16 protein-coding genes are annotated in these 21,736 nt (G+C 50.3%); 6 read left to right on the forward strand and 10 right to left on the reverse strand.

From position 1 onward, the window contains the following. Positions 1–93 precede the first annotated feature (93 nt). The 6 genes from DXB58_RS09685 to DXB58_RS09710 all read right to left on the reverse strand — a co-directional run bounded on the left by DXB58_RS09685 (position 94) and on the right by DXB58_RS09710 (position 10,971). Positions 94–5,910 (reverse strand): N-6 DNA methylase, encoded by a 5,817-nt coding sequence (locus DXB58_RS09685; protein WP_004291462.1) that lies wholly within the window; start codon positions 5,908–5,910, stop codon positions 94–96. Further along, positions 5,900–6,352 (reverse strand): DUF1896 domain-containing protein, encoded by a 453-nt coding sequence (locus tag DXB58_RS09690; protein WP_004304266.1) that lies wholly within the window; start codon positions 6,350–6,352, stop codon positions 5,900–5,902. Before DXB58_RS09690 ends, DXB58_RS09685 begins: the two co-directional genes overlap by 11 nt. Before the next feature lie 162 nt (positions 6,353–6,514). Then, on the reverse strand, positions 6,515–8,602 hold the full coding sequence (gene topB, locus DXB58_RS09695) for a type IA DNA topoisomerase (protein WP_004291456.1): 2,088 nt from the start codon (positions 8,600–8,602) through the stop codon (positions 6,515–6,517). 60 nt (positions 8,603–8,662) lie between these two features. Next, positions 8,663–10,234 (reverse strand): DUF3945 domain-containing protein, encoded by a 1,572-nt coding sequence (locus DXB58_RS09700; RefSeq protein WP_004291455.1) that lies wholly within the window; start codon positions 10,232–10,234, stop codon positions 8,663–8,665. A 20-nt stretch (positions 10,235–10,254) separates the two neighbouring features. After that, positions 10,255–10,605: a helix-turn-helix domain-containing protein gene (locus DXB58_RS09705; protein WP_004291454.1), complete on the reverse strand. Its 351-nt coding sequence runs from the start codon at positions 10,603–10,605 to the stop codon at positions 10,255–10,257. A gap of 3 nt (positions 10,606–10,608) precedes the next feature. After that, entirely contained in the window at positions 10,609–10,971 is a 363-nt protein-coding gene (locus DXB58_RS09710; protein ID WP_004304264.1) for a helix-turn-helix domain-containing protein, read from the reverse strand. Between the two features lie 201 nt (positions 10,972–11,172). Here DXB58_RS09710 and DXB58_RS09720 point away from each other — a divergent pair, with 201 nt between their 5' ends. Continuing rightward, positions 11,173–11,472, forward strand: a complete 300-nt coding sequence (locus DXB58_RS09720; protein ID WP_004291426.1) for a helix-turn-helix domain-containing protein — start codon at positions 11,173–11,175, stop codon at positions 11,470–11,472. 31 nt (positions 11,473–11,503) lie between these two features. Continuing rightward, positions 11,504–11,809: a helix-turn-helix domain-containing protein gene (locus tag DXB58_RS09725; RefSeq protein WP_004291424.1), complete on the forward strand. Its 306-nt coding sequence runs from the start codon at positions 11,504–11,506 to the stop codon at positions 11,807–11,809. Between the two features lie 77 nt (positions 11,810–11,886). Here the strand turns inward: DXB58_RS09725 and DXB58_RS09730 are convergent, their stop codons facing one another. Both DXB58_RS09730 and DXB58_RS09735 read right to left on the reverse strand, forming a co-directional pair. Continuing rightward, the gene (locus DXB58_RS09730) at positions 11,887–12,249 is read right to left on the reverse strand and encodes a hypothetical protein (protein ID WP_004291423.1); all 363 of its coding nucleotides are present in this window, start codon (positions 12,247–12,249) and stop codon (positions 11,887–11,889) included. 11 nt (positions 12,250–12,260) lie between these two features. Further along, positions 12,261–13,496 carry a site-specific integrase gene (locus DXB58_RS09735; protein WP_004291422.1) on the reverse strand — a complete coding sequence of 412 codons (1,236 nt, stop codon included), beginning with the start codon at positions 13,494–13,496 and terminating at the stop codon, positions 12,261–12,263. 352 nt (positions 13,497–13,848) lie between these two features. Here DXB58_RS09735 and DXB58_RS09745 point away from each other — a divergent pair, with 352 nt between their 5' ends. The 4 genes from DXB58_RS09745 (at position 13,849) to DXB58_RS09760 (ending at position 18,414) form a co-directional block, all read left to right on the forward strand. Further along, positions 13,849–15,489 (forward strand): B12-binding domain-containing radical SAM protein, encoded by a 1,641-nt coding sequence (locus tag DXB58_RS09745; protein ID WP_122136659.1) that lies wholly within the window; start codon positions 13,849–13,851, stop codon positions 15,487–15,489. A 111-nt stretch (positions 15,490–15,600) separates the two neighbouring features. After that, the gene (locus DXB58_RS09750) at positions 15,601–16,224 is read left to right on the forward strand and encodes a DUF4858 domain-containing protein (RefSeq protein ID WP_122136660.1); all 624 of its coding nucleotides are present in this window, start codon (positions 15,601–15,603) and stop codon (positions 16,222–16,224) included. A 100-nt stretch (positions 16,225–16,324) separates the two neighbouring features. Then, positions 16,325–17,179: a type I methionyl aminopeptidase gene (gene map, locus DXB58_RS09755; RefSeq protein WP_004295607.1), complete on the forward strand. Its 855-nt coding sequence runs from the start codon at positions 16,325–16,327 to the stop codon at positions 17,177–17,179. After that, a complete protein-coding gene (locus DXB58_RS09760; protein ID WP_122136661.1) occupies positions 17,179–18,414 on the forward strand; it encodes a DNA recombination protein RmuC in 1,236 nt (411 codons plus the stop codon). Before map ends, DXB58_RS09760 begins: the two co-directional genes overlap by 1 nt. Before the next feature lie 154 nt (positions 18,415–18,568). On the opposite strand, the gene DXB58_RS09765 is transcribed toward DXB58_RS09760, so the two are convergent. Both DXB58_RS09765 and lepA read right to left on the reverse strand, forming a co-directional pair. Then, positions 18,569–19,747, reverse strand: coding sequence for a hypothetical protein (locus DXB58_RS09765; protein ID WP_008648161.1), 1,179 nt, complete (start codon positions 19,745–19,747; stop codon positions 18,569–18,571). Positions 19,748–19,886: 139 nt separating this feature from the next. After that, the gene (gene lepA / locus DXB58_RS09770) at positions 19,887–21,668 is read right to left on the reverse strand and encodes a translation elongation factor 4 (RefSeq protein ID WP_004325757.1); all 1,782 of its coding nucleotides are present in this window, start codon (positions 21,666–21,668) and stop codon (positions 19,887–19,889) included. Between the last annotated feature and the right edge of the window lie 68 nt (positions 21,669–21,736).

The raw sequence follows: 21,736 nt of genomic DNA on the forward strand, positions 1-21,736 counted from the left end.
TTGCCATCCTATAGATACTTGCAGAAAGGATAAAATTTACTTTTAGACCTTTTGGGATAGCCCTTATTAATACTTCAGATAAAATTCCTTAGGTTATATTTTCAATCCTTTGGACCGGGTTTCCTCCTTGGCATACAGTCCCGGACGCCCGATTATGACATGGTTGGCAACGATACTATCCGCCGGACTGCGTATCTGCGGCGGTGCATTTTCGGGATATTGCGCCTGCCTGTTCCTCACATCTTCCGCTTCCGGCTTGAGCTGTTGCCCTTCATTCTCCTTTTCTGCGACTTCGGGCGTGGGTGGCGCAAGCTCCAGCTGAATTTTTCGGTCAAGGGCGGCAAGTTCGGACTTCAACTGCTTCAGCTCGTCCTCCTTCTTCCACACCTTACCCGCTATCTCCTGTAACTGCGGTATCTCCATCTCCAGCACCTCGTTCTTCGCCTTGTACTGGTCGATGATGGAGGGTATCCTCTCCATCGCGTTGAGGAAGTTGCGGGCGGCGGCCAACGGGTCAGCCATCGCCAGATGCCCGTTGTTGTAGGTGTACTTGTAGTTCCCCTCGACCACGAAGCGGTTGTCGGTGAACTCCAATCCCTCTTTGAGTATCCTTTCGCTCACCACCTTTATCGGAAAACCGTAAAGTTCACCGACCTGCGTGTACAACCCTCCGGTCGTGGCATTCTTGGCTATCTCCTGCAAACGCTTTCCGATGACCTTCTCATCGGCGGAATCCACTCCGTCCACCTTTATTATATTAAGGCGGTTGCCCTCCTTGTCGGTCTGCACCACCGACAGGAAGCGGTTCCAGTCCTCCGTCATGGCATCTATGAAAGCCGTGTTGTTGCGCAACTCGCCGGTCTTTGACTCCAGCTTGAACTCCGAATCACGCTTGCCCTTGTTGAACGACTTGCGTTCCCCTTCGAGCGATGCGATCCGCTTTTCCAGTTTCGCCTTGTCCAACAGGTCGGTATTGCCGGAGAGCAACGCCATGTATTCCGAGAAATTCATGCCCGATTTTTCGTCCATTGCCCCCTCGTCGATGGTACGCGCACCCATCGCACCGCTTTTGAGCTGGCTTATGAAAGTCTGCTTGCAGTGCAGGAGGTTGAACTTGTAGCTGTCCAGTGACTTCTCCACCGCGTAGATGATTACATCCACGTTGTTCCCGGCGAAATGTTTGGCAATCTCATTACCTGCCCTAACTCCGCGTCCGTCACGCTGTTGCAAGTCGGACGGTCGCCACGGCGTATCGAGATGATGGATAGCCACACACCGTTTCTGGGCGTTCACACCCGTTCCGAGCATAGAGGTAGAGCCGAACAGCACACGCACCGTCCCGGCGTTCATGGCGTCTATCACCGCCTTCCGCGCCTTGTCGGTCTTGCACTCCTGAATGAAGCGCACCTCGCTTGGCGGTATACCGTAGTCCTCCGTCAGTTTGCGCTTGATTTCCGAATAGACGTTCCACCCGTCGCCCGGCTGGTATGTCCCCAAATCAGAGAAAACGAACTGCGTGCCTTTCTGGGCGTCGTATTTTTGATAATACTCCGCGATCATCTTGGCACAGTGACTCGCTTTGTTGTCGGGATGATCTTCGTAATTCGGGTCTATCATGCGCATGTCGAGTGCCATTTTCCGGGCATAGTCCGTGGCGATGAGCATCTTCGCCTTTTCTTCCGTTTCCGAAAGCGGCAGCCTGCCCAACAAGGTGGCATCGCCCGTCTTGGCGAACTGCATCAGTTTCTGTATGAAGTCCTCCTGTTCCGGCGTGGGCGGTATATGGTGCAGTATCTCGTTCTTGGCAGGACGGTCAACGCCCACATCCTCCGCCGTGCGGTAGTCCGTGATTTCATTATAGAAGGCGGCAAGCTCCGGCACTTTGATGAAGTAGCGGAAACGCTCCTTCTGGACCACATTGTTCGTCACGTTAAATTCAAAATCCGTCGTCTTCTTGGCAAATATCGCCGCCCAAGCGTCGAAACACCTTATGTCCTGCCGTTCCAGCTCCTTCGGGCGCAGGTACTTGAACAGCAGGTACAATTCAGTCAGTGAGTTGCTGATAGTCGTGCCGGAGAGGAAGGTCGCACCCAAGTCTTTTCCTGTGCGCTCCTGTATGGTGCGTATGGCAAAGAGCATGTTAAGTGCCTTCTGGCTTCCCTCGCTGTTTCCCAATCCCGCCACACGGTCGTGGCGCGTGTTGAAAGTCAGATTCTTGAACTGGTGGCTCTCATCTATGAAGATGTGGTCGATGCCCATCTGCTTGAAATCCACCACGTCGTCCGTGCGTGACTTTATGGCGTGTTCCACCTTCTCCAGCTTCGCTTCAAGGTTGTGCTTGCGCTTCTCCAATCCTTTCAGCATCGCCCGCGACACGTTCTTTCCCTGCTGCCGTAGCACTTCGAGGTTTTCCTCCACCGTGTCAAGCTCTGCTTGCAGGATGCGCTGCTGCAATTCCGGCGACTGCGGTATCTTGCCGAACTGGTCGTGCGACATGATGACGCAATCGTAGTCGTTGTTCTTTATATTATTGAAGAAGCGCACACGGTTGGCGGTCGAAAAGTCCTTCTCCGAAGCGTACAGAATACGTGCGTTGGGATATGCCGCCTGATAGGTGGCTGCAATCTCCGCAACGTTGGCTTTCAGCCCGATAATCATCGGCTTGTGTGCCAAATTCAGACGCTTCATCTCATGCGCGGCGATGCACATTATCAGCGTCTTACCGGTTCCCACCTCGTGGTCGCAAATTCCGCCGCCGTTCTGTTTCAACATCCAGACGCAATCCATCTGTGAGGGATAGACGCTCTTGATACCCCGGCTTGCCAGCCCTTTCAGGTTGAGGTCGGGAAAGGTCTGATGGGAGCCGTCGTAGCGCGGGCGCACGAAACAGTTGAACTTGCGGTTATACATCGTCACAAGCCGCTCCTTGAACTGCGGCGACTGCTCTTCGAGCCATTCGGAGAAGCCGTTTCGTATCTCGTCAATCTTGGCGTTGGCGAGTTGTATTCCCTCGCTGTCGCGCATCTTGATGTCGTTGCCATGCTCGTCCTTGCCGATGGACTTCATCATGTCAGGGCAGGTGTTGTGCAGGGCGTGTTTTAGGAGGTGCATACCGTCATAGTTCCGGTAATACCCCTTCACCAGAAACTCGTCCGTGATTTTCATGGTGCGGTAGCCGCACACCACCGAAAACTCGTCCATGCTTGCGGAATAGGCGATTTTCACCTCCGTGTCGAACAGCCGGCTCATGTAGGCGGCATAGACACCCGTCGGAATCCAGCGTTCCCCGAAATTGAAGTCCAGATCCTCGAAGGCGATGCGCTGCGGCTCGGCATCTTTCAGAGCCTCCAACGCCTGCTTCACCTCCGGCATACGCTCATTTTCGGGATTGTCACCCATCCATGCCTCTATGCGTTCCGCTTTCTCTATGACATTTCCGGCGATGAAACGGTCTTTGATTTCGTAACCGGTCACGAGCGGATTGTAGTAGATGCGCCCTTGCAGGGCAGTGAGCAAATCCTCCGCCGTGCTGTCGGTTATCTCCCGCATATAGTCGAGATTGACCGTACCATATTTGTTGAGCGACGCAGACAGGGCTTCTTCGGGAGAGCCTACGTTGGCATGGCTCTCCACCGCGAAGGAAACAGGATGCTCGAAGATGTCCGCCTTGACGAACTTTCCGTTTTCCATCCGTTCCAGCGAAAGGATGTCGCGCCCGCCCGCATCCATCATCACTAACTTCACGTTCTGCTTGGCGTTGAGGTTGCCGTAGCGCATGACAAACTCATCGTAACAGGTATTCAGATGCTCTCGCCACGGAACATTTGCCTCGCGCCGGAGCGATTCATAACGGTACAGACGCTCGTAGGCGTCACGCAGCGACACATACAACAACGCCTTTTCCTTCTGGTATCCTTTCAGGTCGAGCGGCTGGAATGTCGCCCCGTATGGCGTGATGTCTTTCAGGTAGCCGATGTTATGACGCCCCCGGTCAGCCACCAGCGACCCTTCGCGCAGGTGCATCTCCGGCGTGCGGTGGTAGGCACGCGGAGAAAGGTCCACGACTTCCTCCTTCGGCTTTTCCGCTTCGATGTCGGGGAAAAGGAAAGTCCCCACCGCTTCCGATGGGGTATCTGTAACGGCAGGTGCGGCGACTGCCTCCGGCTGTGTTTCCTCCTGTCGTGGCTGCTCACGGGAAGTTTCCGGCACGGCTTTCACTTCCGTCTTTTCCGCCACTTGTTTCTCGTTATGCTGCCTTGCCAGTTCCCGAAGTTCTTTCCTACGCTCCGGCGTCAAACCCATCATCATTTCATAGAAACCGTTGATGGGAGGATTGGTATCCCAGTCCAGTGTGGCATAGATGTCGTCCGGGTCGGCAGGCTTGGCGGTGTTCTCCGCTTTCACCTCCTTATTCTCCATTGCGGGTTTTGCAGTTGGAGCTGTCGGTGTAACCGTGACTTTCGGTTTGGGCGGAGTGGACTTTGCCGTAACTGCCTTTTTCACCGTCTTTTTCTTTTTGGAGGTTTTCGGTTGGCTGACCTCTTCCGTCATCCCCCAGAGGTCAAGCAGGGTGAGCTGCACGCCTGCGGAATATTGCGGGCGCGGTTCTATCTCCGGCTTTTCATCTGCGGGTTGCGGCTTTTCTGTCGGAGTTTCCACCGTCTGCGCCGAGGATACTGTTTCCAATTTTATGGCAGGACGCTCTACTTTATTTTGAACGGCAACTTTTTCTTCCGTTCCTGCCTGCCGGATTGAACCCGAATACAAGCGCATGGCAAGCCTGTAATGGAAATCCTCGTCGAGCATACGGCGCAAATCCCCGGCGATGCCTGCTGCCTTGCCCTCGTGCAGATAAACCATAGCGGGCTTCCCGTAGGGGTCTGTGTCAAGTTTCGCCATCGTATGCACGATGCGTTCCGGGTGGTGGATGAAATAGGCGTTGTCGGTCAGGGCGGTTTTCGTGTCCGTCTGTATCACGGTCATCAGCCGCTCGTCCTGCGACATTTCCTTCTTGCTGAGGTTCTTTTGCAGGACAATCAGGTCACTGCCCACCTCCGTGCCCGCGTTGTCCGTGAACAGGTTGTTGGGCAGGCGTATCGCGGATACCAGATTGGCCTGACTGAACAGCTCGTTACGCACGGAGGTCTTGGTGCTATTCAATACCCCTTGCGAGGTGATGAACGCCACGATACCGCCGTCACGCACGGCATCCAGTCCTTTGAGAAAGAAATAGTTGTGGATGGTTTTCTGGGCGGAGCGTCTGCCGAAAGAGTCGCTCCGCTGAAACTCCGCGTCGAACACGGCAATGTCACCGAACGGAATGTTGGACACCGCCAAGTCGAAATAATTGTTGAACGGTCTTTCGATTTTCTCAAAACCGCAGGTGCGCATTTTCTGGTCGGGATAGAGATGCCTCAAGATTGTACCCGTGAGCAGATCCTTCTCGAAAGCCATCACATCCGCATTGGGGCTGTGCCGCAGCATGGAATCCACGAACACGCCGACACCTGCCGACGGTTCGAGCATACGGGCGGGGCGGACGCTGTAATCTGCCAGCACGTCCGCGATGGTGTCGGTTATCTCTTTGGGGGTGTAGAAAGCGGTCAGCACGGACGCTTTCAGCGAATCCACAAACCGCTTGTACTCTGTTTCGTCCTTGCTGTTCTCACGGATAAGCCTGTGCAGCTCCACCGTCGGGGCGAACAGTTCGAGGTCGGATTTCGCCCACCGGACGGCATCCGTCAGTTCCTTTGCAGGGTTGAGGATACATTTCAGACCGCCGAAACCGCAGTACCTTTGAAGTATGGCACGCTCTTCGGTTGTCGCTGTCCTATTTTCCCTGTCAAGGATGAATGCCGTCCGTATCGCCTCGATGTTGTCCCGCAGTTTCTGTTTGCGGTTAAACGCCATATTCGTCTAAGTAAAGGACGGTTGCTCCCGTCAGCTCCGTGTAGAGCAGGTCGTAATCGGAAGACAGGGCGAAATTGTCATCCGAGAGGTCATAGACGGAGAACACGTTGCCGACAAGCGGCAGCAGTTTCAGGACAAAGGCTTCACGCTTCTCTTCCGGCACTTCATCGGCAAACTCGTTTTCCACGACTTCGCGGAGGATGGCGTAACGGGAATAATGCAGCCCGCGCAGCAGCGTGTCCATCGCCAGTTCCTGCGCACCATCGGCGGGATAGCCTTCAAGCCGTGCCCTCTCATACGTTTCGGCGGCACGGTCGGCCCGTTCCCGTATGAAAGCGGTGTCGTCAGCCTGTTCAAACTTGTTCGTGCGGAGATAGTCCAGCAGGTACAGACCGTAATAGGAAAAGTCGGTCTGACCCTCGTTTTTCTTCTTGTTGTTCATTACTTTGGATTTAGCGGATTGATAATTAACGGGATAATCGGTTGGAAAAAGGAAGAAAAAGGCACTCGGTATCCCTCCGAGTGCCACCACTAAATCCAAAGTATGAGTGTAATCCGGTATCGAAGAACAATTCATTACTCTGAACAAGTGGCAAAGTTAATACTATTTCTTCCGTCCTGAAAATTTCTTGTCCTTTTTAGCCTCCGGGAACACAAAAGTCGTGTTATATTCCCCGTCAAAGGCGACAACAGCATCGAAACTCTTGCCCTGTTTGCTCTTGAACCCTTTGAGCAGCTTGGTATGCCCTTCGGTGAGCAGGTCTTTGATTTCATCGTCGGACAGGGTGCGTCCCGCTTTCAGCCGGAACACGGGCAGTCCGCACTCCGTGTTGTCGCAGCGTACCACCTTGCCGTAGAACCGCATCCTGCCCGTGCCACACTTGGGACACGCGCAGCCGGAGTCACGGCTGCCGAAGAGCTTGTCGCACGAGATCAGTTCGGAGGTTATCTCACGTGTGTACGCCTCTATCTCCTTGCGGAAGGTGTCGTCGGACAGTTCCCCGCGCTCGATACGCGCCAGCTCCTTTTCCCATTCGCCCGTCATGGCAACATCGGCGATGCGCATCGTCTTGACGACGGAATTGAGGGCAAGTCCTTTTTCGGTGGGAACAAGCGACTTCTTGCAGCGTTCCATGTAACCGCGCTTGAAAAGCGTTTCGATGATGGAGGCGCGTGTGGCGGGAGTACCGATGCCACAGTCCTTCATCGCCTGCCGCAGTGCGTCGTCCTCAATTTCCTTGCCCGCCGTTTCCATTGCCGAGAGCAGGGTGGCTTCGGTATGCAGCGGCTTGGGTTTGGTCTTTCCTTCGGTAATGGACGAGCCTTTCGGTGTCAGCGTGTCGCCTTCCTGCCAGCCGGGGATGGTAATTTCCTCTTTTTCCTCGCCATAGACGGCACGCCATCCGGTTTGCTTCACGACGCTGCCTTTTACGGTAAACTCCACTCCGGCACATTCCGCCGTGACAGTGGTCACATCCTTGACGCATTTCTCAGAGAATGCCTCGACCATGCGCCCGGCAATCATCTGATAGATGGTATTGTCCTCTTTGGAGAGGAAGAGCGGTTTCTCACCCGTGACGAGCAGGGCATGGTGGTCTGTCACCTTGCCGTCGTCCACGCTGCGGCGTGTCGGGGCGGCTTTTGCCCGCACCTTGTCTTTCCATTCGGGCTGTGTGCCGATGAAAGCGAGCAGTTTGGGAATTTCGGCAAACACGTCTTCGGGGATGTAGCGGCTTCCCGTTCTCGGATAGGTTATCAACTTCTTTTCGTAGAGTTTCTGCGCGATTTCAAGCGTCTGTTCCGCCGTGAAGCCGTGCTTGGCGTTGGCTTCTTTCTGGAGCGTGGTCAGGTCGTAGAGCAAGGGAGTTTCCTCCGTCTTCTCCTTGCGCTCGGCTTTCGTGACAGTGGCGCAACCTGCCGCCTTTACCTTATTATATAGTTCCATCGCCGGTTCTTTCTCTTTCCATTTCTCGGAGGATGAGAATTTCACGACTTCGCCGTCGCAACCGTCCGTTGCGATATGGAGCTGCCAGAATGCTTCGGACGTAAAGCGGCGGTTCTCCCAGTAGCGTTCACATACCATAGCCAACGTTGGTGTCTGCACCCGCCCCACGGAATACGTGCCGTGTCCGGCGGCGATGGATAACGCCTGTGTGCCGTTGATGCCCACGAGCCAGTCGGATTCGCTCCGCGCTTTGGCGGCGAGGTAGAGGTTGTCGTATTTGCTGCCGTCTTCGAGTTTCCGCAGTCCCTCGCGGATAGCTTTGTCGGTGAGAGAGCTGATCCACAGGCGCACGAAAGGAGTGGTGCAACCCGTATAGTGGTAGAGGTAGCGGAAGATAAGCTCTCCCTCGCGTCCGGCATCGGTCGCCACGATGATATGTTCGCTTGTGTCGAACAGTCTTTTGATGACTTTTATCTGCGACACCACGCCGCTGTCGGGCTTGTAACCTTTCTCCGTCCTGACCTGACGGGGGACGAGCGTGAATGTGTCGGGAATAATCGGGAGGTTGTCACGGACAAATCCGCGCACGCCGTAGCCGTCGGGCATGGCAAGCTGAACGAGGTGTCCGAATGCCCATGTCACGGCATAACCGCCTCCCTCGAAATATCCTTCCTCTCTCTTTGTCGCGCCCACGATGCGGGCGATTTCACGTGCCACGGAGGGCTTTTCTGCAATGATTGTCTTCATGTCTTCTTCTTTTTTGTTGATACTTTGGATTTTATTTTGGATTCAGTGGCGGACACGGGATTACATTTTCATGCCCTTGCCCGTTTTCTTCTGCGGCTTCTCCTGCTGCTGTTGCTGGCGGGCGTCCTTCGGGTTGGTCTGACCTTTCTGCAACGGCTCTCTCAGATTCTTTGTAGCCTCGTTGGTCTTGCCATCGTTGTTCACCGCCACCTGCGTGCGGCTCTCGTTGGACGGAGCAACCTGCTGTGCATTGTCAGGGTTCGTGTCGTAGCGGTACGGGCGTCCCTTCTCCGGGTTGAACTTGATATACATCGTGGCATGGAAGCCCTGCTTGTCGGTCACGTTCTCCAGCTTCACGGCTTTACCCGCCACATAGTCGGCTTTCTGCTGGTCGGTGAAGCTCACGCCGCTCCATTTGCTGATGGGGCGGATGCTGCCGTCCTCGTTCGTCCACGTGTTGCGGCGTTGCTCCTTCTTGGTCTGTGCGGCATTTTCCCCGCCCTGCGCCTGACTTTTCGATGTGTCGCCTTTGGTTTCCTGTGTCTGTGCGGTACGGGGCGACTTGCCGGTTCCCGGCACGAACTCCACGCCGCGCTGCTCCACGTTCACTTGCAGGGTGGTGACGAACTTTCTGCCGTCGTTGCGCTCGATGAGCTTGTCGCGTACGGGCAGTCCGGCGCGGAGCATGTCCCGCTCCTGCGTGGTGATTTCCGTCTTGCCGATGCGCTCCGGGATGCGCACCCTGCTTGCCGGAATGTCCGTGATTTCATTCGTCTTGCGGTCGATGCTGATGTAGGAGGGGATGATCTCGCCCGTTTCCCTGTCCACAATGTCCACGACCCTACCGAGATTGCCCGTTTCGCGGAGGTTCTTCCGGTCATTGTCGGAGAATTTGTGTTCCTTGTACTCATCCAGCTTCTGCTCCTTGCGGATGAAGTGCGGCACGAGGCTGATGTTTCCCTCACCGTCCTTCTTGAAGGAGAGGCGGGCGTCCAGCTCGAATGATTCGCCGCCGAAGGTCGGTTTGACCTTTACCAAGTCGGACTTGCCATAGTTGAGCATCTTCGTAAGGTCGCCGGACTTTTCAAGGTTGTCCCGCTTTACGCCCCATCTGTCCTCCAGCTCCTGCCAGTTGATTTTACTCTCGTCGATGGGCTGGTAGCCACGTTTGCCCTGCATCTGTTCGGATTTGTCCTGTTGCTGTTCTTTCCGTTGTTCCATGTTCTCCTGTTTTTGAGGTTCTTGTTTCTCTGTCTGTTGTGCTGCCATCTCTTCCTGCACCTTCTTCTCATAGTCGGAGGTGTCCACCTTGTGAGGGGCGAGCAGCTCCTTGTTCGCTTCGGGGTCTTTCAGCAGTTGCTTCATCACCTCTAAGAGATTTTCAGCTTGGTCTGCCGCAATGCGGTAGAAACCGAAGCGGCTGGGTTCCTTGCACTGCCGGAAGAAGTTCTTGAAGAAGTTGTCCAGCACGTCGCCATGTCGGTCGAATTGCAGGAAACTCTGCGCGTTCTCCGCTTTTGCGGGGGTGCGCTTGGGTGTGCCGTCCGCGTTCAGCCCGGCTACCACGCTGATCTCGCCTGTCTTCTCGTCACGGACTACCAGCACGTCCTTTTCGTCTTTTTTCTTTGCCATCTGAAAAATGTTTTAATGGGTTATTTATGAAAGAAATTATGGATACGAGCCTTGTAGAAGGCTATATCTTCCTTTTTGAAGTCCTTGATATGGTTGGAAAGGAATGTCAGCACGTCCTCCTCGCTGTAATAGGTCTTCTTGCCCAGCGTCTTGTAGGGCAATGCGCCTACGCTGCGGTAGCGTTGGAGGGTGCGTTTGCTTATCTGGAGCAACATGCACAAATCCTGATTGTCGAAAAGGCGGATGCTTTCCGTGATAGTGGGCTGTTTCCCCTCAGCCTTCATCGCCAGCAGCAGTTCGTCCTGACGGTCGAGCCGTTCCATCAGCTTCTGCATCCAGCCCTCGAAGTTGTTTCGTGTGAGCAGTTCCATGACCTATGTCCTCCTTCCTTTTGGTTTGCCGCCCGTGCGCAGCGTGTGGTTGTGGAACAGGGTGTCTATTGTCCCTTCCTCGTTCCTTACTGTGTTGTCCTCCAATAGCCGCAGTATCTCGGAAAGGCGGTAGCGGCAGCTTCCGCGTACCACCACATACTCGATACGGTGGTCGGTGCGCATACGCTGCATGGTGCGCTTGCTCACGTTGAGCATCTTCGCCGCCTGTGCCGTGTCAAGCAGCTTGTCTTCGGTTTCCCGCTTCCGTTTCTTCTCGTCCCTTGCCTCGCGGATGTACCCTGCGATGTTCGCAATCTGCGCCATCATCTCCTTGTAGGCGGAACTTTCCATTGTTATCACTTTCATGTTCAGTCCTTTCTTTTTGTTTCTGCGACAAAATTCGGCAATAAACAAAAGGGGCTTTAACAACTCACTACGTGACTCACGTAAGATTTTTGCGGAAGATGGCTCCGTAACCCGGTCAAACGGCGCAACAGGCAGCCTTTCAGCGGAAAACGATACGTCTTGTATGCCGTTTCGTTACCTTTGCGGCAAACTCTAAATGACATGAATATGGAAATAGTATCTATCGAGAAAAAGACTTTCGAGATGATGGTGGCGGCATTCGGCGCACTCTCGGAGAAGGTCGCCGCCCTGAGGCGCAAAAGCGACACGGGGCGCATGGAAAGATGGCTCACGGGCGAGGAGGTCTGCGGGCAGTTGAGAATAAGCCCGCGCACGTTGCAGACGCTGCGTGACAGGCGGCTTATCGGCTACTCGCAGATAAACCGCAGGTTCTATTACAAGCCAGAGGAGGTGAAGCGGCTGATACCGCTTGTCGGCACGCTCTATCCGCACGGCAGATGATTTGATTTATTCACCCACTGAATCCGAAGTTATGATGAACGAGAACAACGATGTTTTTACGATGGAAGACGAGCCGATAGCCTCTGTGGTGCAGGATATGCGCAAAGGCTCGAAATGGCTGTCCGCATTTCTGGAAAGCTACCGTCCTCCGCTGGACGGGGAACGTTACCTGACGGACGGCGAGGTGTCGGAACTGCTCCGTGTGAGCCGGCGCACCTTGCAGGAATACCGCAACAACCGCGTGTTGCCCTTCATACTTTTGGGAGGGAAGGTGCTTTACCCGGAAACGGGGCTGCGCGGGGTACTGGAAGCGAACTACCGCAAGCCGCTGGAGTGAGGCGGTTTCATGAAAAAGTAAACGGGTGACACCTTTTGTGGTGCTACCCGTTTACTTGTCTTATGGGGTATGTGCAATCAGCAATACCCGGCTTTTCCGTTCTGTATGAACATCACGTATGTCTGCCGTTTCTCTTGTGAGAGTGCCTTTCCCACCAGCCATGTGCGGAACAGGTGGGTGTTGTAGGTATTCACCCTGAAAGCGACCGGGATGATGATTTCAAGGGCGTACACGTCCGCGTGCAGCCCGTTTTCAAGCTGCATGTAGCGGCACACCTCGTAGTCGTTCAGCACGTCCGACTTGCGGACGGCTCTGATGGCGGCGTTCACTGCCGGGACGGTCGTATGGAACAATCCGGCTATTTCGGTGGCGGTCATCCACACGTCGTTACCGGTTACGCTGACTGCCTTGTCCTCGATGATGATTGTGTCACGTTTCATGGCTTTTCTTTTTAGATGGTGCAACCTGCAAATTCCTCGACGCCGTTCAATCTTGCGGCAAGGTTCTCCATGTCCTGATTGAGCTTCTCTTTGGTTATCTTTGCGTAAATCTGCGTCGTCTTTATGCTCTTGTGTCCGAGCATGGAGCTGACCGTTTCGATGGGAACACCGTTGGAGAGGAATATCGTCGTGGCTGCCGTGTGGCGGCTCTGATGCCACGTGATATGCTTGGTGATGCCGCAACGCTTGGCGACGGCACGGATACCGGCAAGGCACGTGTTATAATGCGGAACGGGAAATATCCTGCCGTCCCCGCACAGTCCCCGGTATTTGCCGATTATGCGGTTGGCGATGTCGAGCAGGCGGATGTTGGACACCACGCCCGTTTTCTGGCGGTTGATGTTTATCCACTCGTGTTCGTCGAAGTAGGTGCGGATATTCTCTTCCGTAAGGTTGCGCATATCCGCGAACGACAGCCCCGTGAAGGCGCAGAACAGGTAGAGGTCGCGGTACAATTCCTGTTTGGCGTTTTTCAGTTTCCCCTCCATCAGCAGGCGGATCTCATCTTTGGTCAGGAAACTGCGTGTTGTTTCCTCCTTCTTGATTTCATACTCGCGGAACGGGTCGCGCGTCAGCCACTCGTTGTTGATGGCGATGAATACCATCGTCCGTAACGGGCAGACGTACAGCCACACGGTATTGGTGCAGCAGTGCTTGTCCGTGCGCAGGAACATCTCGAAGTCGGAGATGAAAGCCGGGGTAAGCTCTTTTAGGGCGATGTCCTTCACATGGTAGCGGATGTCGAGGAACTCTTGCATGTGCTTGTAAACGGTGCGGTACTTCAGCAGCGTGCCTTTGGCTTTCATGCCTGCCTCCACCTGCTTCTCGTAGTCCTCGTTGTGCTGGCGGAACACCTGCATCAGCGTGTGGTAGCGGTGTTCCAGTCCGAGAAAGGCGTTCTTCACCTTCTCCGCCGTGACGAAGTTGTCACGCTCCATGATTTCCTGATAATGCCTGTTGATGCGTACCCGCATCTTGTCAAGCATACGGTTCGTTTCGAGTGCCGCCGTGCTTCTGCCCGTGACACGTCCACCTTTGGTGTCCCACAGTTTCGGATCGACAGTCAGTTTGCAGCTGAACTGTGTCTGGCTGCCGTCCACCGTGATGCGTCCCATGACGGGAACTGTCCCGTCCTTTTTCACTACCTGACGCTTGAGGTAGTAGATTACTGAAAATGTACTCTTCATTGTCCTTAATTTTTGGGTTTCAAAATTAGTTGGTGAAGAGTCCGGTGTTGGTACGCAAAACGGGGAGGAACGGCGCAATCTTTTTCCGTAACCTGATTTTTCGCATGAGTTATGGATAACTCACTATTCCTTAGAGCCTTGTTTCGCTATTCGTACCCGTTTGTCGCATTTTCGGGCATGGTTACGAACAAGTAACGTAGCGGCGTCAGGATTTGGCTTCGGCAGGGATTGTAATGGCTTCACGGATTATCGCCACTTCAACCAAAACCCTTGTAACTCAATTCTATCACTATATCTTTCCGCATTTCACTTTTTTGTAGTAACTTTGCAAAGATAATATTAAATTTTCCACATGAAACTTCTTTGGCTTGATTTAAATAGTTCGTACGCTCATTCTTCGCTGGCATTGCCAGCCTTACATGCCCAGATAGCAAATAATACAGACATTGAATGGTGTACAGTCTCCGCCACTATCAATGAAAATACCGGTAGTGTTGTCAATCAAATCTACCGCCATCAACCGGACATCATTGCAGCTACCAACTGGCTATTTAATCACGAGCAACTCCTGCACATCGTTTCACGCGCAAAAGCGTTACTACCTCACTGCTGTGTTATACTCGGAGGTCCCGAGTTTTTAGGAGATAATGAAGCTTTCTTATATAAGAACAAATTTGTAAGCGGAGTGTTTCGCGGAGAAGGCGAAGAAGTATTTCCTTTATGGTTAAAAGTGTGGAATCAGCAAAGAAAAGAATGGAAATCAATCACAGGACTCTGCTATCTGGATGAATCGGAAAAATACCAGGACAACGGGCTCGCCCGTGTCATGAACTTTTCCGAATTAGTCCCTCCTGAAGAGAGCCGTTTCTTCAATTGGAGCAAGCCCTTTGTGCAATTAGAAACTACCCGCGGATGTTTTAACACCTGTGCCTTTTGTGTCAGTGGAGGTGAAAAACCGGTCCGCACCCTATCTCTTGAAGCAACCCGGAAACGTCTTGACGTGATACACCAACACGGAATCAAGAATGTGAGGGTACTGGACCGCACGTTCAATTACAATAACAAACGGGCAAAAGAGCTATTAAATCTATTCCGCGAATACCCGGATATCTGTTTTCATCTGGAAATTCATCCTGCACTCCTTTCCGATGAACTCAAACAGGAATTAGCCACCCTTCCTAAAGGACTGCTGCACCTGGAAGCCGGAATCCAAAGCCTTCGGGAAAACGTGCTTGAACAAAGCCGGAGAATAGGAAAACTCTCCGATGCTCTGGCCGGACTCAAGTATCTATGTTCACTTGAAAACATGGAAACTCATGCCGACTTAATAGCAGGGCTCCCACTCTACCATCTATCAGAAATTTTCGATGATGTCCGTACTTTAGCAGAGTATGGCGCAGGAGAAATCCAACTGGAATCCCTCAAATTACTTCCGGGCACCGAAATGAAAAGAAGAGCGGACGAATTAGGCATACAGTACTCTCCACTCCCTCCATACGAAGTTCTTCAAACTCGTGAAATCACCGTAGATGAACTACAGACAGCGCATTATCTGTCCCGTCTGTTAGACGGTTTTTATAATACCCCAACTTGGCGAAGCATCACACGGATACTCATTCTCGAAAACCCTCATTTTATACATGAGTTACTCGATCATTTAGTTCAAACAGATGTGATTGACACCCCTCTTAGCTTGGAAAAAAGAGGATTAATCCTCTATGACTTCTGCAAGAATCATTATCCCGACTACCTGACACAAGTCAGCATTGCATGGATAGAAGCAGGTATGTCATTAAAAAAAGATCCGGCAGAAAAAGTAAGAACAAAAAGACAGCTACCACCTGAAAGCTGGGAAATAGAATACGGAGCATATCGCGAGAATCTACGATTATGTTTCCTTCCCACCGATGAAGAAGGACATGGTTACTGGTTTGGTTTTGAATCGGAAATTCAGAAGATACAACCGGTTTTCAAAGCTAAAAAACTATCATAAATAAAAGAAAAGTATTCTCATATTATGTGAAATTATTACCAGTCACTAATCGTTTAGAGCAGCATTTCCTGTTTTCCACCGTCCATACAATAAACTTTACTAGCACAGTGTATGGACATTCGAAAATATCAAATCAATATTTTTTGCCTATTATTGTTTCCCTTAGCCGCAACAGGACAAGAATGGAACAAACAGGATTCATTGAGACTTCAGCAAATATTGGAATCCGGTCAGGAGATCAAGATAAATAGAAAGTTTATCGAAAAAGTAGAGCAAAACATGTACTCTCGAAAACCATTCGTAGATTTTGATCCCACACTACCGACTTTAAAATCTTCCATGATTTTTTCAAAACCTTCCATTCACACTTATCAGACATTCCTAAAACCGGGTTCCACCTTTTTACCCACTTACTCCTGGTTAAGAATAAACAAGAATCTTGTATTGCACAGTAAAAGTAACTTTGCAGAAAATTCCAGTTGCTTTCATATCCAAAGCCAAATAGAATATAATTTATCTCCCAAATGGTCTCTCAACATATATGGCGTACAAAACCTTGATACCCGAAAACACCGGGGCCTCCCTTCCGAAGTGGAACCCACCCAATTGGGTAGTAATGTTGTTCTCAAAATAAATAAAAACTGGAAAATTAAAACAGGGGTACAATACCAATACAATGTCCTCCGCAAAAGATGGGAATGGATACCTCAAATTAGTGTTTCATACGAATGGTAACCCGTGCCGACAATCAGGAATCGAAAAGTTTTAGAAAACAAGAAAGCATATTTTCCATTTATTCTCGTACCTTTGTCATACGATTAAATATGCTATAATAATGAAGAACTTTATCAAGGGATTCCGGTTTACCCCCTCTAATTATCCGGCAGAAGTAGAAGCAAAAATACAGAAATACAGAAAGCAAGGTTATAAACTTCCACCGCGCAAAGTACTCCGTACTCCCGAGCAACTGGAAGGTATCCGGGAAAGTGCCAAAATCAATACTGCACTGCTGGACTATATTTCAGAGAATATCCGGGAAGGCATGTCCACCGAAGAAATTGATGTACTAGTGTATGATTTCACTACCAGTCACGGTGCCATCCCTGCCCCACTCAACTACGAAGGATTTCCCAAAAGCGTTTGCACCAGCATCAACGATGTAGTGTGCCACGGAATACCCAATAAAAATGAGATTCTGAAAAGCGGAGATATTATCAATGTGGACGTTTCCACCATCTACAAAGGATATTTTTCCGATGCATCCCGTATGTTTATGATTGGAGACGTCAATCCCGATATGCAAAAGTTAGTACAGGTAACCAAAGAATGTATGGAAATAGGAATTGCTGCCGCACAACCCTGGAAACAGCTGGGTGATGTAGGCGCCGCCATCCAGGAACATGCAGAAAAGAACGGATTCAGCGTAGTCCGTGATCTCTGCGGACATGGTGTAGGGATGCAATTCCATGAAGAACCGGACGTAGAACATTTCGGACGCCGGGGCACAGGCATGATGATCGTTCCGGGCATGACCTTCACCATCGAACCCATGATTAATATGGGAACCTACGAAGTGTTTGTAGACGATGCCGACGGATGGACCGTCTGCACCGACGACGGACTGCCTTCCGCCCAATGGGAAAATATGATTCTGATAACTGAAACCGGAAACGAAATTCTGACATATTGATGGAACTGATTCTACTTATTGTTATTGCCGTGTTAGTGATAGTCCTACTTGTATTATCACTAACCAAAGGCAACAATCAAACTCAAGCAGAACAATTACAAATAGCCTTGCGTCAGCAAATGCAGGAAAACCGGGAAGAACTGAACCGCAGCATCCGGGAACTTCGCATGGAAATGACGCAAACGCTGAACCAGAATATGCAACAGCTCCAAGATGTTCTGCACAAGAATATGATGACCACCGGAGAACTGCAACGACAGAAATTCGACATGATGGCCCGCCAGCAGGAAGCATTACTGAAATCCACCGAGAAACGACTGGATGATATGCGCCTGATGGTAGAAGAAAAGCTCCAGAAAACCCTGAATGAACGTATCGGCCAATCATTCGAAATCGTCCGTTCACAACTTGAGAACGTACAAAAAGGACTGGGAGAAATGAAATCTCTCGCCCAAGATGTCGGCGGACTAAAAAAGGTATTGAGCAACGTAAAGATGAGAGGAACGTTCGGCGAAGTCCAACTGGGTGCACTCTTAGAACAAATGATGAGCCCCGAACAGTATGACGCCAATGTCAAAACAAAAAAGAGCGGAACCGAATTTGTGGAATTTGCCATCAAACTTCCGGGAAAAGATGATGCCAACAGCACCGTCTACCTCCCCATCGACGCCAAATTTCCGAAAGATGTATACGAACAATATTACGATGCATTCGAAGCGGGAGACACAGCATTGATGGAATCGTCCGGCAAGCAATTGGAAAATACAATCAAAAAGATGGCAAAAGACATCCATGATAAATATGTAGACCCGCCTTTTACCACAGATTTTGCCATCATGTTCCTACCATTTGAAAGCATATATGCCGAAGTAATCCGACGTACCAGTCTCATCGAAACACTCCAAAAAGAGTATAAGATTGTAGTTACGGGACCGACAACATTAGGCGCCATCCTCAACAGTCTTCAGATGGGATTCCGCACACTGGCTATCCAAAAACGTACCGGAGAAGTCTGGACCGTATTGGGAGCTGTCAAAACAGAATTCAGTAAATTCGGAGGATTACTTGAAAAAGTACAAAAGAACCTGCAAAGCGCCGGTGACCAACTCGAAGAAGTCATGGGAAAACGAACACGTGCCATCGAACGCAAACTGCGGCAAGTGGAACAGTTGCCACATGAAGAAAGCCAAAAGATTCTCCCTATTGACGTAGAGGACGATTTGACAGATTACTAACTGATATTATTTAGGCACGGATTACACGATAAACACGGAAAGAAAATAAACTTATCCGTGCAATTTGTATAATCCGTGCCTAAAAAATTAGAGAAAGTGTTTCGACACACCTCGACACTAAACAGAAAATGCTCTATAACATTTCCATATCACATCAATCCGCATAACTCCGCAAAGCCAAATTCTTCACCCAAAGAACGAAGATACCCGTCAGAATCAGATTCAATACCAGAGTAAGCACTGAAATAACCAATGCCGGACCACCCAAATTATACCCCAATGCAATGAAAATGATTCCGGCCCCTACCTCACCACGGGTAAACATACCGATGGAAAGAGCCAGTCGCTCACTTAATTTCCGGTCACGATAGAAGAACATCGGACAAAGCTTTCCTATATTCGACAATAAAGAGACAATCACCACATGAAACATAATCATTCCCCACGACATCATCTCCTGTGATCCCGTTACAGAATAAGAACCTGCATGAGTCTCCGCAAAGTTCACTCCGATAAAATGCGGCATGCTCATTCCCACCAGGAACATGAAGAAAAATGAAATCCCGGTAGATACCTTTCGTTCTACAGGTGTGTCATGTTCCTTATGTTTCATAATCATACCCAGAACAAATGCCGGCAACAGGACTTCAATATGAATACTTCCCTCGTCCCCATACAATTCTTTACTCCCCAGATACAGTATTTGAGTAGCCAGAAATATAATCACTGAATAAAAGAGGATAGCCTTCCAGTCCTGACGCCAATCATACTTATTCAATCTTTGCCAGCCAATCGACAACAACAAGAACACAATCACCACCACAATAATCAACTGCCAGCGCAGCCCGATCATCATAATCTGAAGAGGAATCATTAAAAGAATCGTATCCAAGTCATCGAAAATTGCCAATACCTGTATTTTCTTATAAATCCAACTGGACTTCAGTCCGATAGCCGCCAGCATCGTAAACAGAATACCGGCTGATGTAGGTGCAGCAAAACGGCTTAACAATAAATTCTCCTTCCATGCTTCCCAACTATTCCAAAACTCGGGCGGAAGCAAAATAAACACATAATAAATGGCAATCATAAACCATGGTAAAGCAGCCGTAGCCATGGCTATAAAATAATCTTGAGCGTAACTTTTCCACCGCGTTTTATCAAGGACGAACTCACGGCCTACATTAATCATTATAAAACTAAGACATACATAGAGTAGTACATTCGATATGGATTTAACAGCTCCATACCCATCTCCTGCCATCATCGGCAGGAATTGCGAAACCACGAGCCCCAACATCAGGAAGCCCGAAAAAGACAGAACTTTTCTCATATTTATAGTTGTTTGTTGCTAAAAAGTAATTGCCAAGGAAAGCTCTGCAGACAGAAGGCAATCACCTGGTGTATTAAAAACTAACCGCAAGTCAATTTGTTCAGAACATATCTCTGAAAAATTGCTTGCGGCAGTATTTTTAATCCAGCTTCAGTACGGCGAGGAAGGCTTTTTGCGGCACTTCCACGTTACCGATTTGTTTCATTCGTTTTTTACCTTTTTTCTGCTTTTCAAGCAGTTTACGTTTACGGCTCACGTCACCACCATAACACTTCGCTGTCACATCCTTACGAACAGCCTTAATCGTTTCACGGGAAATAATCTTAGCCCCGATAGCTGCCTGAATGGCAATATCAAACTGCTGGCGCGGAATAAGCTCTTTCAGCTTCTCACACATCCGGCGTCCCATATCGTAAGCATTGTCAATATGTGTCAAAGTAGAAAGTGCATCCACAGGCTCACCGTTCAACAAAATATCCAGCTTCACCAGCTTCGAAGTACGGAAACCATTCGGATGATAATCAAACGACGCATACCCTTTAGAAATACTCTTCAACTTATCATAAAAGTCAATCACAATTTCTCCCAAAGGCATATTGTAATAGATTTCCACCCGGTTACCGGAGATATATTCCTGTTTAATCAATTCACCGCGTTTACCCAGACAAAGCGTCATAATAGGACCGATATAATCGGTAGTGGTAATAATAGACGCCTTGATATACGGTTCCTCGATATGGTCAATCATCGTCGGGTCGGGCATACCACCGGGGTTGTGCACCTCCTTCATATTGCCCTGCTTATCATATATATGGTAGGACACGTTCGGTACCGTAGTAATCACATTCATATCAAACTCACGATCCAAGCGCTCCTGCACAATCTCCATGTGGAGCAATCCGAGGAAACCGCAACGGAAACCAAAACCCAAAGCCAATGAAGACTCCGGCTGGAAAGTCAACGACGCATCATTCAGCTGCAACTTTTCCAAAGACGCGCGAAGATCTTCGAAATCTTCCGCCTCAATCGGGTACACTCCGGCAAACACCATCGGCTTCACCTCCTCAAACCCGGCAATAGCCTTGTCACACGGACGGGCAATATGTGTAATGGTATCTCCCACCTTCACCTCTTTGGAAGTTTTGATACCGGAAATTATATATCCTACATCCCCCGTACGAAGTTCGTTACGAGGCACCATATCCATTTTCAACACCCCTATTTCATCGGCATCATACTCTTTTCCCGTATTGAAAAACTTCACCTTGTCGCCCTTGCGAATCGTGCCGTTTTCAATCTTGAAATAAGCTATAATTCCACGGAAAGAGTTGAATACAGAGTCGAAAATCAAAGCCTGCAACGGCGCCTCTTCATTCCCTTCGGGATGAGGAATACGTTCAATCACAGCAGCCAGTATCTCTTCCACTCCCATACCCGTTTTACCGGATGCACGGATTACCTCCTCGCGCTTGCAACCCAACAGTTCAACGATTTCGTCCTCCACTTCTTCGGGATTGGCGCTCGCCATATCGCATTTATTGATAACCGGAATAATCTCAAGGTCGTGTTCAATGGCCATATACAGATTCGAGATCGTCTGCGCCTGCACTCCCTGCGAAGCATCGACAATCAGCAATGCCCCTTCACATGCAGCGATAGAACGTGACACCTCATACGAAAAGTCCACGTGTCCCGGAGTATCAATCAGGTTAAGGACATACTTCTCCCCCTGATAAGTATATTCCATCTGGATCGCATGGCTCTTGATAGTGATCCCTCTTTCTTTTTCCAGATCCATATTATCAAGCATCTGCCCTGAAGTCACCTGAATGGTGTTAGTAAACTCCAACAGACGGTCGGCCAACGTTGACTTACCGTGGTCAATATGAGCAATAATGCAAAAGTTGCGAATATTCTTCATTCTGAATTCTTATTATTTTATCTTTTTGGTGTGCAAAGATACGTAAATGGTGGAATAAAAAAAAATGC

The sequence above is a fragment of the Bacteroides sp. OM05-10AA genome (assembly GCF_003439055.1).
In the GTDB taxonomy this organism is placed as follows: domain Bacteria; phylum Bacteroidota; class Bacteroidia; order Bacteroidales; family Bacteroidaceae; genus Bacteroides; species Bacteroides intestinigallinarum.